We start from the raw sequence: 12,692 nt of genomic DNA on the forward strand, positions 1-12,692 counted from the left end.
ATGAAATTAGGATTTATCGGTACGGGTGTCATGGGTGGTGCCATTGCGGGCCATCTGTTAGATGCCGGTCATGAGTTAGTAGTTTATAACCGGACCAAGTCCAAAACGGATGCGTTGTTGGCTAAGGGTGCAACCTGGGCTGATACGCCTGCCAAAGTTGCACAACAAGCGGATATCATCTTTTCAATGGTAGGTTATCCAACTGATGTAGAGTCGATTTATTTCGGCGATCAAGGCATCTTCAGTACGTTAACGGCAGGTAAAACGGTGGTGGATATGACCACTAGTACCCCAACGTTGGCAGAAAAAATTGCTGCGAAGGCCGAAGAACTTCACGCTCATGCACTGGATGCACCGGTTTCAGGCGGTGACGTTGGTGCTAAAAACGCCACATTGACGGTGATGGTCGGTGGTGATCAGGCAACCTATGACGCAATGAAGCCGTTATTCGAGTTGGTTGGGCAAAAAGTTCACTTGTTCGGACCAGCGGGCAAGGGTCAGCATACCAAGATGGCTAATCAAATCATGATTGCCGGTACCATGACTGGAACCGTTGAAATGATGGTTTACGCTCAGCGTGCCGGTTTGAAGATGACGGATGTTTTAGACACGTTAAGTAGCGGTGGTGCCGATAACTGGAGCATGGACAACTACGCTCCCCGAATTCTGAAGGGTGATTACACACCCGGTTTCTTTGCTAAGCATTTCCTGAAGGATTTGCGGATCGCGTTAGATGAAGCGGATAAAATGAAACTTGACCTACCCGCAACTAAGTTAGCCAAACAGCTCTACGAAACCATGGTTGACGAAAAAGGGCTCGGTGATGATGGTACTCAGGGCCTCATTAAACTGTATGAAGATCTTTAACGCAACTAAAAAAGCTAATGGACAGTTCAACTGTCCATTAGCTTTTTTGGTTGACGTACTATTCTTGTAAGTCGGAGAAGAAACTATACAGCTTTTCTTGTGTCAATTGCTGTTTTTCGTCACCAGAAACGTCGTAAGTAATCTTCCCATCACTGATCACTACCAGTCGGTTACCATACTTAAGAGCATCATCCAAATGGTGGGTGATCATTAAGCAGGTTAGATTTTGAGCAATGATCCGTTCGTTAGTTGCGGTCATCAACTCCTGCGAGGTTTTTGGATCTAAGGCGGCAGTATGTTCATCCAGCAATAAAATATCTGGTTTTTTCAACGTTGCCATTAAGAAACTGAGTGCTTGACGCTGACCGCCGGATAAGCTGCCAGTAGGTGTGGTTAAGCGTTCATTCAACCCGTTACCCATGCCACTAGTCATTTCTTTAAACTCAGCCATGTGCTGCTTGAGATGACGTGGCGTTAAATGGCGATGTTCGCCGCGCTTAGTCGCTAATAACAAGTTTTCAGCTACGGTCATGCGGGGCGCGGTGCCTAACTTTGGATCTTGGAAAACCCGGCTCAGAAAACGGGTCCGCCGTTCCTCAGATTCGTTAGCAATACTTTCACCGCGAAGTAAAATGTCGCCGGAGTCAATGGTTAAATTACCCGCGATGGTGTTGAACAGCGTGGATTTACCGGCACCATTAGAACCCAAAATTGTGATAAAGTCACCCTCATTAATACTGAGGTTTAAATCTTTTAATAGGGTAAGTTCTTCAGGTGTGTTGCGGTTAACTTTAGTCACCACGTGTTTTAACTCTAGAATTGGTTTAGTCATGAGTAGAAATCCCCCGTTTCCAAACGCGCTTTAAATTGAACATATCCCGGAAGACTGGCACCATCATGCAAAGGGCCAAAACAACGGACGAGAACAACTTTAAATCGTTGGTGTTGAAGCCTAACTTTAAGACGACTAGCAGGACGAAACGGTAGAGGATCGAACCTAAAGTTACGGCAACCAGTCGTTGATTCATGGTCAATTCACCAAAGGCAACTTCACCAATAATGATAGAGGCCAGCGCAATGACGATGACTCCGATGCCCATGTTAACATCAGCGTAACCGTCGTTTTGAGCAACTAAGGCGCCACCTAAGCCAATTACGCCGTTTGATACCATTAAGCCCATGATTTTCATATTATCAGTCTTGATGCCTAATGATCGGGCCATCTTCTCATTATCACCAGTGGCGATGAAGGCTTGACCGAGGTCGGTTTGCAGGAAGTAAATTAAGACTAAAGTTAAGATAACGATCACGGTGAAGCCAAGGAACACACTGTCAAAATACATTGGGGCGTGTGCGAAAATTGGTAATTTCAGTAGGGAGGGTTTATCTAACAGTGTCAGGTTAGACCGGCCGTGCATGATTCGTAAGTTGACGGAATAAGCCGCGGTCATGACTAAAATACCGGCTAACAAAATTGGAATACGTCCCTTGGTGTATAACAAACCGGTTGCTAAACCGCAGAGCATACCTACACCGATGGCAATTAGCGTTGCCCAGATCGGACTGATGCCGTTATTGATTGCGGCAACACAGGCAGCAGCTCCCATGGGGAAAGTACCTTCAACCGTCATATCAGGGAAATCTAAGATTCTAAAAGTTAGGAAAAGTACCAGTCCGAGGGTTGCCCAGAGCAGTCCTTGACCGATGGCAGAAACGCCTAATCCAAATGTCATTTGATGATTTCCCCCTTCTTTTGTGCTTCTTTAACTAGTGAGCTAGGGAAGGTGATTCCCAGCCGGTTAGCTTCTTTCATGTTCAGGATCAAATCACCGTGGCGAATGAATTTAATCGGTGTTGTGGCTGGCTTTTTGCCCTTTAAAATATCAGCAGTCATGCGGCCGGTTAAGACGCCCAGCTTGTACTGGTTGATACTGTAAGTGGCGAGGCCACCGCTTTTAACCATGGTATCTACGGCTGGAAAAACGGGAATTTTAGCAGCGTTAGAATTCTTGATCAGCGTCTGCATGGCTGAGGCCACCGTGTTGTCGGTAGGAATGTAAACAGCATCCACGGTTTGAACCATTTGCTGTGATACTTGATCCACATCGTTGGTATTAGAAATGGAATAAGCCTTTAAGTTGATGTGTTCGTCTGCACATAATTGTTTGAACTGCTTGTACTGAGCGGCGGCTGAATCGTCACTGGACGTGTAGAAGATACCCAATGTCTTCATCTTTGGTACGACTTGTTTAATGAGACCAAGTTGTTCCTTCAAGGGTGCCTGGTCGGACACACCCGTGATGTTATGTCCTGGTTGCTGGTTATTCTTGACGAGGCCAGCACCTTTAGGGTCGGTAACCGCACCTAACACAATTGGAATTTTAGAAGTTGCATTGGCTAAGGCCTGTGCTGAAGGTGTTGCGATCCCAATTGTTGCGTCGGCATCTTCATTGACAAAACGGTTACTCATGGTCATCAAATTACTCTGATCATTTTGTGCGTTTTGAAAATCGATTTTGATGTTTTTGCCAGGGTGATAACCCTTCTCCTCCAAGCCGTGAATAATACCGTGATGGATAGAATCCAGAGCAGGATGGGACATGAGTTGCAAAATACCGACCGTTGGCTTGGCAACTTTAGCGGGCTTACCCGTCCCGCCTTCGCCAACGAAAGCGAAACCTAGAAAGATAACAATAATAGCGATTAAAGCATATAGTCGCTTCATGATTCGATTCCCCAATCTAAAATTAATTTGAAATAAAAAAGGCGACCCCCTCGCAGAAGTCGTCTAGGAAGCGCGACGTGCAAGGTTAGTCATGCAGCGTCACTCATATGATAAAGTAACCGGCAAGACACGTGTATTGAACATGTTGTTCAAACCGCATCAAATAGGGCGGTTTGGTTACCGGGATTGCCAGGAACTAAGTTGCTTAGCGTACTTTGTCATTTGAATTCCTCCGAACTAGAATATCTACTATTATAATGACCAGACTATCGATACGCAAGCGTCACTTGTGTTTCAGCGGTCTTGATTTTGATGTAAAAAATGTGAAACAAAAGGACCCAATCCTGTAAACAAGATTGAGTCCTTTCGCGCTTGATAAGCTACATTAGTAGTTATCGTGACTATATTATACACCATGCTTTGTCATATAGAAACAAAAATATACTTTTTCCGCCTAGAGAACGGCCCACAGATTATTCATAAAATGCAACGCAATGCTGTATCTGAGATCTTTAAAGTGTAGGTAGGTACCAGCTAGTACCCAACCCAATGATGCATAAAACAAAGTGGTTACAGAAAACGTCATCGTATGCAGATAACCGAATAGCAATCCGCTGATAAAAACGCCGAAAACGTTGCTCCAAGGCGAATTTTTTGAAAAGAAGAAGTTGAAAAAGAAACCGCGGAAGAGGCACTCTTCCAGTACTGGCGCAATCAGGACACCGTAAACTGTATTCCAAAAAGGCAGTTGCTGGATTTGGCCATCCAAGGCTGATTGATTACTGGGCATGGGTAGTAGATGGCGTGTGATTAACTGTGACCAAGCAATCTGAATAGCGAGCATGAGGACAAAAAGTAACAGTAGCTGGCTAATACGGTGCCAATTAAAAGGTTGGCGGCCAAAATGCCGTGGGTTATACCGTTTAAGCTGTCGATGGTATAACCACGTGTATAAAACCAATATGACTGCCACCATTATCAGCATAGCCCCAATGAACCTGTCGGCTAGCCCAACGTTTTTATTGGCATACTTAGTTGCAAACTCCAATAGAACAGAGTTTGCTAGATACGCCGCAAGTAATAAAATAAAAGCGCCGATACGTAAGCCTTGACGTCTGATATAAGCCATTTTCGGCACCTCACTTCTAGTTGATTCTAATAGGTAATGATTTTAATGAGATTTTGATCTGGATCGCGAACCCATAAGGCAGTTGCTGAACCCTTTGCACCCTCGTAAGGCACGGGTCCGTCTGCGATTTCCACCGCGTAATTCGTCAGATGAGACAAGGTGTCTTCCAACGCATCGTGAGTTTCTAACGCTAGTTCAGCGCTGCCAGGCGTAACCACGTGAGCGGTGATAACATCTTTATCATTAGGTGTTCGGAAGGTTAAACGGTGGTGGCCAAGCTGCAAAGTTGGCTGTTTAGCGTTCTTAATGATTGGCAGGTCAAACACTTCATGGTAGAAACGCATGGCGTGATTGACGTCACTCACCGTTAATGTCAAACTATCAATATCTTTAATATTCAATTTTGTCATCCTTTGTGTGATTATGGTATGGGCATTATTATACCACAGACTTGAAAGCCGCTTGTTCAGTACAATCTAATAGGTACTTCCAAAAAAATTATAAATTTGGTTGTAAGCGTCCCCATCTCTTTCACAAGTATAATTAAACGATTTGGGAACAGTGTTTGAGAAAGCCCGATATCATGCCTTGTTTCGGCTTCATTTCTTGCTATTAAAATTGTTTCGTGATAGGGTGAAGTGTTGTGAAAAAATGAAAATGAACTTAAATTTAGCCTTTAAAGGCTGTTTAAATGATGGTGTTCCGGCAAGCTGACAATTTTGGCTAGGGGACTTTTGATGAACGCGTTAGATCAGTTTGTCGGAAGTCCCTTAGGTATTCTATTTAAAAGCCTACCCCTGCACCCCGATTAAGGGAGGTAAATCGAAAAAATGTCTTTACTAGAAGTTGAAAACCTTAGTATGGCTTTTGCTGACAAACGGCTGTACGATGATGCAAGTTTTCAGCTAAATAAGGGTGAGCATATGGGAATCGTTGGTCAAAATGGGGTTGGTAAATCAACCTTGATCAAGGTTCTGACCGGTGACGAATTGCCATTATCCGGTTCCGTTAAGTGGCAAAAGGGAATTCACGTTGGCTACTTGGATCAATACGCTGATATTCCTGATGGGATGACGCTGATTGACTTTTTGCATACTGCGTTTCAAGATTTGTATGACAAAAACGCTCGGATGACACAGCTGTATACTGATTATGCAGAAACAGCGGACGATAAATTATTGGAACGAGCCGGCAGAATTCAAGAAGAACTGGAAGCCAGCAACTTTTACGATATTGAAACCGAAATCGAACGGATCATTACTGGCCTTGGCCTTGATGATATTGGCCGTGATCACGAAGTCGCTCAAATGTCGGGTGGCCAACGTTCTAAAATTATTTTAGCCAAATTGTTACTACAAAACCCAGATGTGATTTTACTGGATGAACCTACCAACTATTTGGATGTGGCGCACATTGCCTGGCTGGTCGATTATTTGAATAGTTTCGATGGTGCTGCAATGGTCATTTCCCATGATTACGATTTTTTGGAACAGGTGACCAACTGTATTATCAACGTGGCCTTTGGAAAAATCACGAAGTATCGTGGTAGCTTCAAGTCAGCTATGCGTCAACGGGCTGAACGTGAAGAAGCTCAGCGTAAAGAATACGAAAAGCAACAGATTAAGATTGAAAAAACCGAAAAATTCATCGCTAAATTCAAGGCTGGGACCCGGTCAAAACAAGCTAAGTCTCGGGAAAAACAACTCTCACATATGGACTTGGTGGATCCGCCTTCGAGTAACATTCAGGCCAGTTTTAACTTTCCATATGAAGATACTGGTTCGCAAAATGCGTTAGTGGTGGATCATCTTTCCGTTGGTTATAATCGGCCACTGTTAAAGCCAGTAACGTTCTCCGTGAATACCGGTGAAAAAGTTGGTTTTGAAGGCTTTAACGGGGTTGGTAAATCAACGTTGATCAAGACGATTCTTGGTCTGATCAAATCAAAGGGTGGTTCGGCACAATTCTCTCCTTCGGCTAAGGTCAGCTATTTTAGTCAAGATCTTGAATGGGAAAATGATCAGGAAACACCACTGAAGATTATTCAGGCCAAGTATGAAAAACTTCCTCAAAAAGCCATCCGGACCAAGCTTGCTAAATGCGGCTTGGATGCAGCCAACGCCATGAAGCCAATCGGCCAACTTTCTGGTGGCGAACAGACGAAGGTCAAGTTAGCCATGATGGAATTTGAACCAAGTAACTTTTTAATCTTGGATGAACCGACTAACCATTTGGATGAAGAAACCAAGGAAGCCTTAAAGGACGCTATTAACAAGTTCCCAGGTAACGCCATTGTGGTTAGTCATGAGGTCAGCTTTTACGATGGTTTAGCCGATAAAGTGCTGAACGTTGAAAAACTAAGTCTTAAGAATCAGTAAAATGTTGACCGTTTCGCTAAATGTTATCCCTTTGAAACATTGACATGCTACAATTATAACTATTAAGACATGTTTGGAGAGAGATTATGAAGCGGGTTTTGCAATTCATTACCGTCATTGTTGCACTTGTTGTGCTTGGGGTTACAGCGCATCATCTGATGACGCCAACACCAACCAGGAGCGATCAGACAGCGCGTACGACAAAAAAAGTGACGACAAAAAAGGCTACCCCAGTTCAGATCAATTGGCGTAAGCCTTCTGAAAATAAACCGTATCCGAAGTGGGACCAACTGAAAGATCCGTGGGTTCACGTTTCGGTGAAGCAGCAACGAGTCTACATTATGGATGGTAATAAGACGGTTTATACCATGTTTGCTTCAACGGGTGTGGATAATTCCACGCCTCGAGGCACCTTCCATATCCAGGCTGAACGCGGTAAGTTCTTCTATAATGCACAGTCTAAAGAAGGCGCTAAAGATTGGGTGTCATTTAAAGATCATGGCATCTACCTTTTCCATACCGTACCAACTGATCAATACGGTAATTTTAACGTCAAAGAGGCCGACATGCTGGGACGCACTGCGCATTCTCACGGTTGTGTGAGATTAGCAGTGCCGGATGCTAAGTGGTTTTACGATAATGTCACTTACGGCACTAAAGTTGTGATTGATTAAAAACGACGTAAATAAAAAGGTTTCGAATTCATTTTTGAATTCGAAACCTTTTTTGATTAGTCGTTAAAGTTGTTATTTTCAACGTCGCGGATGAAAGTTGCCAAATGATCGTAATAAACTGGCGCGTTATCGATCATGTGATGGTGACCACCTTCAGGAGTGGTGACTAACCGTGCGTGTGGAATTTCTGTTGCCATGCGCTTGGCAGTGGCAATTGGCATCGTTTCGTGTTCACCAAAGGTCAGCAAAGTAGGTACTTTAATTTCCTTTAAGTGTGACTCGAACTGCCATTCCTTTAATTTACCAGTGATGACAAATTCGTTATCACCTTGGAAAGCACCGTAAACGGGACGTGACATGGTTGGAATCAAGTGGGAAATAGCAGCTGGCTTTTTCCGGTCAACGTAACCGTCGTTTAAGACATCCACGTACTTTTGGTATTGTGGATCATCGTAGTTGTTGGCGGCTTCTTGCTTCTTCATGTAAGCCACTGCGTCAGCTGGCAAAGCTTCTTCACGGACTTGGTTGATGTGAGTGACGTATTCGTCAATGTTATCGACCATTGATGAAATGATGGCACCCTTTAAATGCTGACCGTACTTAGCAGCGTACATTTGTACTAAAGCACCGCCCCATGATTGGCCAATTAAGTAGAAGTTGTCCAAACCTAATTTTTGACGAACTTCCTCAACTTCATCCAAGAAGTAGTCGTAAGTCAGGTACTTTTCAGCAATTTTTGGATCGCTGTAGTCGGGTTGATCAGAGTACCATGAGCCTAGTTGGTCGTACATATGAACCTGAACGTTTAATCCCTGTTTCTTAAGTTGCTGAGCAGTGTCCTCCCAGTATTCATGGTTGCCACCGGGGCCACCGTGCAGTGCAAGCAAGTGAATATCACCTTCGCCTTGCGTGTTAGTCCACAGATGATAGCCGTTATCTAGCGTAATGATCGTGGTGCCTTGTTTCATGTGAATTACCTCGTTTCAAATTTGAAGTTAACTACCATAATATCACGAACTCTATAGGTGGGGAAGCTCTAGCCAGCTATTAGCCAGCGAGATTGTGTAGGTGATGTTTTGGTTACCGCGAACGGTCATGCCGAAGTCCGTGGCATAAACGATCAGCCCTAATTGGTGACCCGCAGTAAGTCGATAATGAGTGGGTTGCAGTTCCAGTGTCACTGGATAAACTTCGCCTGATGTAATGGTATCTACTTGGGTCAAAGCAGTTCGATTTTGTAAATTTATGTGGGCTTTTGAAATCAGCTGATAAGGCGTTTCTTTCTTGCTGAGTTCGTACTCCCGCAAATCTTCTTTTCGAAAGTGGTCTCCCACCGCCATGGCTTGTCGTGCCAGCACGGTTGGCAGTGGATTCAGCCGCTTGAAGTTACCTAAATCAACTAATTCGGCACTGATCAGGCCAACGGATTGATCAGACGACACGCTGAGGTGTAAGACTGGGCAACCATCGATTACTAGGTCATCAGATTGGGCGAGTGCTTGAAAAATTTGACGGTGGCCTTCAAGCGGGGACGATTTTTTAACCAGGTCACGCTGCCACTGGGCGTTGTCCTTAGCATACTGTTGGAAATGTTCATCGTCTAATTGATCGTTAAACTGGACTGTGGCTTGATCAGTTGTGCTAGTGGAGAGCCCGTCAGTGGTTAAATGATAGTGAGCTGTGTGGTTAGTGGCTGCACCCCAATCGGGATAAGCCTGCCAGGACTCAGCACTAGCGTTATCTTGAATCAATACATCAGGTAAGATTTTTTCTGCATGATTATCGAGATCATAGAGTTCGTGCGACAGCCAAAGATTGACCATGTCGGTATAATCCAGTGAACGGAAATTATTGATGTAGATGTGCGGTCCTTGATGCAAAATAAGCTTGCGACTGATAGGCAGGTCACTAATTGCGCGCCAGAGCTTTTCCGCGTTGCGCGGCTTGACGTTCCAGTCGTTAAGTCCATGGACGATCATGACATCCGCTTTGATTTTCTTGGCGTTTTTACGGTAGTTGCGTGCGTCCCAGAAATCGTTGTAGTTACCCGTATCACGATCTTGTTCAGTTGTAATGGCTGCCAGTTGCTGTTGCCACTTTTCCTTGATGCGACTGTAATCACCGGCTTGCTGCTGACGAGAGAAGGTTTCTTCTGCCAGAACATCGGCGTCTTCGCCAGGGAACCCGCCTGGGGCAATGACCAAACCGTTTTCACGGTAGTAGTCATACCAACTGGAAATCCCAGCTTCACAAATAATGGTTTTCAGTCCTTCAACGCCGGTAGTTGCGGCAGCGGTAGCTAGGGTACCCAAATAGGAGCGGCCTGTCATTGCTACATGACGGTTTGACCAGGTCGCGGCGATGGCAACGTTAGCTGTGCGATTAGTGAAGGCAGTTCGTTTGCCGTTCAACCACTCAATGACTGCAATGGTTGACGTTGTTTCTTCCGGGTCACCAGTGGTTCGTAAGCCGTCTGACTCCTTAGTTCCAATACCGGCTGCGTACACCACGGCAAACCCTCGAGCAAGAAAGTAGTCGTTTAAACTATAATCAAACGTATTACCGAAACTTTCATCAGCTTGATCGGTGTGAGTATTGATCACCCGTGGTTCCGGCAGTTTAGTTGGCACTGATTGGTTGTCACTCAAGGTGTTGGGTGTTGCTGGTTTTTCTTTCAACGGGACATTGACGTTGTGTGTCAATGCGTCACCGTCAGCGTCGTTAGTTCCTTGATTGTAAGGTGAAGCCGTATAAAGGACCGGTACTGGTTGCTGATTTGATTCACTGGGACGGGTAATTTCTACCTTCAGCAGGTCTCGCAGATTATCGTGGTCAGTATCCTGAGAAGATTCTACATAGACGACTTCATGGATCAGCTTGGTGGTGTCAAAAACGGGCTGAGCTTTACCATTAAAGAATAGCGGTTGGGGCAAGTCGTCGAGTCGATGGAAATAACCGCGACCAGCTAGCTGATCCAGAAAAGTTTGGCCCGTGGTGGTATGGGTGATGAGTAGTTGATACCAACCGTGAAGCAAGTCATCATTAGTCAATGAATCATGTTTAAATTCAGGTAAATTAACCGTTGAAGTGATGGCTGCTGGAGAGTTGATCTGGAAATCTTTGCCAGCCTCAAAGCCTAGGAGTTGCAGGATCAGATTATAAATATGTAACGGTTTGATGTCACCGCTGATTTGGGTCAGTGACAGTGCATCTAACTGGTCAGCAGCAAGCAAGTTAGCGATTTTGGTATCCGCAGCTTCGTGACTAGTGACCTCGGGGAAACTTTGTTGGAGTAAACGACGTAATAACCGGTGAGGTGTGAGTTGTAAATCAGCTTGACGGATGAACTGAATTTGCAGTAATTCTTTCTTTTCGTCAGCTAAACTTGTGGGTGCAATTGCAAATTGATTAATTTTCATAAGGTCATTCCTCCTGCAGGTGAGTATTGTTTTCATTATACCGCAGCCATGCCATATAAGCCGAGCTGATAGCCAGGGGTGTTTGAGTCATGATACACTGTAATAATAACTAATTTGAGGACAAGGATAGAAAGGAACGTTGATGTGAACTATATTGGCGAAATAGCGCTAATTTTATTTGCCACTACGATTGCTGGCGCGCTTAGCCAGCGAATCGGGATCCCCAGTGTGATTGGTCAGCTGCTGGTGGGCATTTTACTCGGCCCTGCTTTACTGAACTGGATTCGGCCAGGTGAGCTGTTAACGGCTGGAGCAGAGATTGGCGTGATCATTTTGATGTTCATGGCTGGGCTGGAAAGCGATTTAAAACTGTTAAAAAAGTACTTTAAACCCGCAATCAGCGTGGCAACTATGGGTGTCATCTTACCCATGATCTGTTTTTATATTTACGGGGTACTCATGCACCAAAACTTTGAGCGAGCTATCTTTTGGGGTGTGGTTTTCGCGGCCACTTCAGTTTCGATTTCGGTTGAAGTGCTGCGGGAATTCGGTAAATTAAACACTAAGGAAGGTGCGACCATCCTTGGCGCCGCTGTTGTGGATGACATTATGGCAGTACTGATTCTGAGTGTTTTTGTCAGCATGTTTTCTAGTGGCAGCCGTAGCGAACCTAATTTACTGCTCAGTATTGGCGAACAGCTCGCTTATTTTGTAGTAGTTTACGTGGTGATTCGCTGGATTGCACCGCTTTTGATTCGGTTATTTGAACACTTACCGGTACCGCAATCAGTGCCGATTATGTCTTTGATTATTTGTTTAGGCATGGCTTATTTAGCTGACTTAACCGGACTGAGCGCTGTGATTGGTGCCTTTTTCGCAGGAATCGCCGTGGCGCAGACAACTGCAAGAGAAGAAGTTGAAACCAATATCAGTCCCATTGGGTATGCGTTTTTCGTGCCGATTTTCTTTGTTAGTATCGGTATCGAAATGCGCTTTGATCATTTCTGGAGCAACATTCTGCTGATCCTAGGAATGACCATCGTTGCCGTATTGTCCAAGCTGATTGGCGGCGGACTGGGAGCCAAAATTTTAGGGTTTAGCTTTAATAGTTCTTACGTTGTGGGAGCTGGGATGGTTTCCCGTGGTGAAATGGCATTGATTATCGCCCAAATTGGGTATCAGGCTAAACTTTTAGCGCCAGAGCTGTATTCGGAGTTGATCGTGGTGATCATCTTGTCCACGGTCATTGCACCGTTGTTGTTGAAACACGCTATTGCTAGGCTGGATTCATAGTTAGTTGAGAAGATATAATTTGTCTGTTTTGATATGTGAAGTTCAACGTTTTCTTAACTGACATCTTGCTAAGAATATACGGATGCTCGATACTTTAATAGGGTCTAATCATGTTCCGCAACTCAAATTCTGGCCATATAAGATGAATAACCCCCATTCCAACAAAATTCATCAGAATGGGGGTTATTCATCTTATATTCTGGAATC

At 44.6% G+C, this 12,692-nt stretch carries 11 protein-coding genes; 4 read left to right on the forward strand and 7 right to left on the reverse strand.

The annotated features are described in order from the left end of the window. Window positions 1-867, forward strand: coding sequence for an NAD(P)-dependent oxidoreductase (locus CES82_RS03020; protein ID WP_098823849.1), 867 nt, complete (start codon window positions 1-3; stop codon window positions 865-867). Window positions 868-925: 58 nt separating this feature from the next. Here the strand turns inward: CES82_RS03020 and CES82_RS03025 are convergent, their stop codons facing one another. From CES82_RS03025 to CES82_RS03045, 5 genes are all read right to left on the reverse strand, one after another. Then, entirely contained in the window at window positions 926-1,699 is a 774-nt protein-coding gene (locus CES82_RS03025) for an ABC transporter ATP-binding protein (protein ID WP_098823850.1), read from the reverse strand. Then, window positions 1,692-2,600, reverse strand: coding sequence for an ABC transporter permease (locus tag CES82_RS03030; protein ID WP_098823851.1), 909 nt, complete (start codon window positions 2,598-2,600; stop codon window positions 1,692-1,694). Before CES82_RS03030 ends, CES82_RS03025 begins: the two co-directional genes overlap by 8 nt. Then, entirely contained in the window at window positions 2,597-3,592 is a 996-nt protein-coding gene (trpX, locus tag CES82_RS03035) for a tryptophan ABC transporter substrate-binding protein (RefSeq protein WP_098823852.1), read from the reverse strand. The genes CES82_RS03030 and trpX overlap by 4 nt, the downstream gene beginning before the upstream one ends. 454 nt (window positions 3,593-4,046) lie before the next feature. Beyond that, window positions 4,047-4,721: a CPBP family intramembrane glutamic endopeptidase gene (locus CES82_RS03040; RefSeq protein WP_098823853.1), complete on the reverse strand. Its 675-nt coding sequence runs from the start codon at window positions 4,719-4,721 to the stop codon at window positions 4,047-4,049. A 26-nt stretch (window positions 4,722-4,747) separates the two neighbouring features. Further along, window positions 4,748-5,131: a VOC family protein gene (locus CES82_RS03045; RefSeq protein WP_225364827.1), complete on the reverse strand. Its 384-nt coding sequence runs from the start codon at window positions 5,129-5,131 to the stop codon at window positions 4,748-4,750. A gap of 420 nt (window positions 5,132-5,551) precedes the next feature. Here CES82_RS03045 and CES82_RS03050 point away from each other — a divergent pair, with 420 nt between their 5' ends. Both CES82_RS03050 and CES82_RS03055 read left to right on the forward strand, forming a co-directional pair. After that, window positions 5,552-7,099 carry an ABC-F family ATP-binding cassette domain-containing protein gene (locus tag CES82_RS03050; RefSeq protein WP_098823855.1) on the forward strand — a complete coding sequence of 516 codons (1,548 nt, stop codon included), beginning with the start codon at window positions 5,552-5,554 and terminating at the stop codon, window positions 7,097-7,099. An 86-nt stretch (window positions 7,100-7,185) separates the two neighbouring features. After that, on the forward strand, window positions 7,186-7,773 hold the full coding sequence (locus tag CES82_RS03055) for a L,D-transpeptidase (RefSeq protein ID WP_098823856.1): 588 nt from the start codon (window positions 7,186-7,188) through the stop codon (window positions 7,771-7,773). A 56-nt stretch (window positions 7,774-7,829) separates the two neighbouring features. On the opposite strand, the gene CES82_RS03060 is transcribed toward CES82_RS03055, so the two are convergent. Continuing rightward, window positions 7,830-8,741 carry a proline-specific peptidase family protein gene (locus CES82_RS03060; RefSeq protein ID WP_098823857.1) on the reverse strand — a complete coding sequence of 304 codons (912 nt, stop codon included), beginning with the start codon at window positions 8,739-8,741 and terminating at the stop codon, window positions 7,830-7,832. A gap of 51 nt (window positions 8,742-8,792) precedes the next feature. Continuing rightward, on the reverse strand, window positions 8,793-11,192 hold the full coding sequence (locus CES82_RS03065; protein ID WP_098823858.1) for a Xaa-Pro dipeptidyl-peptidase: 2,400 nt from the start codon (window positions 11,190-11,192) through the stop codon (window positions 8,793-8,795). 144 nt (window positions 11,193-11,336) lie between these two features. Here CES82_RS03065 and CES82_RS03070 point away from each other — a divergent pair, with 144 nt between their 5' ends. Continuing rightward, the gene (locus CES82_RS03070) at window positions 11,337-12,485 is read left to right on the forward strand and encodes a cation:proton antiporter (protein ID WP_098823859.1); all 1,149 of its coding nucleotides are present in this window, start codon (window positions 11,337-11,339) and stop codon (window positions 12,483-12,485) included. Window positions 12,486-12,692 lie beyond the last annotated feature (207 nt).

The organism is Secundilactobacillus silagincola (assembly GCF_002583405.1).
Taxonomy (GTDB): domain Bacteria; phylum Bacillota; class Bacilli; order Lactobacillales; family Lactobacillaceae; genus Secundilactobacillus; species Secundilactobacillus silagincola.

What these genes read in the sequence shown, in the direction of transcription:
- CES82_RS03045 (WP_225364827.1), bottom strand. Translation starts at nt 5,131, where the DNA reads ATGACAAAATTGAATATTAAAGATATTGATAGTTTGACATTAACGGTG.
- CES82_RS03065 (WP_098823858.1), bottom strand. Translation starts at nt 11,192, where the DNA reads ATGAAAATTAATCAATTTGCAATTGCACCCACAAGTTTAGCTGACGAA.
- CES82_RS03030 (WP_098823851.1), bottom strand. Translation starts at nt 2,600, where the DNA reads ATGACATTTGGATTAGGCGTTTCTGCCATCGGTCAAGGACTGCTCTGG.
- CES82_RS03020 (WP_098823849.1), top strand. Translation starts at nt 1, where the DNA reads ATGAAATTAGGATTTATCGGTACGGGTGTCATGGGTGGTGCCATTGCG.
- CES82_RS03060 (WP_098823857.1), bottom strand. Translation starts at nt 8,741, where the DNA reads ATGAAACAAGGCACCACGATCATTACGCTAGATAACGGCTATCATCTG.
- CES82_RS03050 (WP_098823855.1), top strand. Translation starts at nt 5,552, where the DNA reads ATGTCTTTACTAGAAGTTGAAAACCTTAGTATGGCTTTTGCTGACAAA.
- CES82_RS03025 (WP_098823850.1), bottom strand. Translation starts at nt 1,699, where the DNA reads ATGACTAAACCAATTCTAGAGTTAAAACACGTGGTGACTAAAGTTAAC.
- CES82_RS03040 (WP_098823853.1), bottom strand. Translation starts at nt 4,721, where the DNA reads ATGGCTTATATCAGACGTCAAGGCTTACGTATCGGCGCTTTTATTTTA.
- CES82_RS03055 (WP_098823856.1), top strand. Translation starts at nt 7,186, where the DNA reads ATGAAGCGGGTTTTGCAATTCATTACCGTCATTGTTGCACTTGTTGTG.
- trpX (WP_098823852.1), bottom strand. Translation starts at nt 3,592, where the DNA reads ATGAAGCGACTATATGCTTTAATCGCTATTATTGTTATCTTTCTAGGT.